This is a genomic window from Bacillus sp. 05T21 (genome assembly GCF_056396785.1).
The window spans coordinates 1-408 of the sequence record NZ_JBFTMD010000112.1 but is presented as its reverse complement, the minus strand read 5'-3'; the positions used below and the strand labels follow the sequence as shown (position 1 = coordinate 408).

The following is a 408-nucleotide window of genomic DNA, read 5'->3' as shown; positions in this document are numbered from 1 at the left end:
TCTATTTCATTCTTTTTTCGTCTTTAGGATTATTAAATTTATGAATTTTAACCTTCAGTAAATAAAAATAAACACAAAAAAACCTAAGTCGAAACGACTTAGGTTTTTGCTTGGCGACGTCCTACTCTCACAGGGACAAGGTCCCAACTACCATCGGCGCTAGAGAGCTTAACTTCCGTGTTCGGTATGGGAACGGGTGTGACCTCTCTGCCATCATCACCAAACTGATGAAGGTATATTCCTTCAAAACTAGATAACATTGCTTCATATTATATGGTTAAGTCCTCGATCTATTAGTATTCGTCAGCTCCACATGTCACCATGCTTCCACCTCGAACCTATCAACCTGATCATCTTTCAGGGATCTTACTAGCTTACGCTATGGGAAATCTCATCTTGAGGGGGGCT

Annotated in this window: 2 rRNA genes; both read right to left on the bottom strand. The window is 40.4% G+C overall.

Going from position 1 to position 408, the window contains the following annotated elements:
* Nucleotides 1–108: 108 nt before the first annotated feature.
* Nucleotides 109–224: ribosomal RNA gene (gene rrf, locus AC1DKZ_RS33125) — 5S ribosomal RNA — on the bottom strand.
* A gap of 49 nt (nucleotides 225–273) precedes the next feature.
* Nucleotides 274–408: ribosomal RNA gene (locus AC1DKZ_RS33120) — 23S ribosomal RNA — on the bottom strand; the annotation flags it as partial.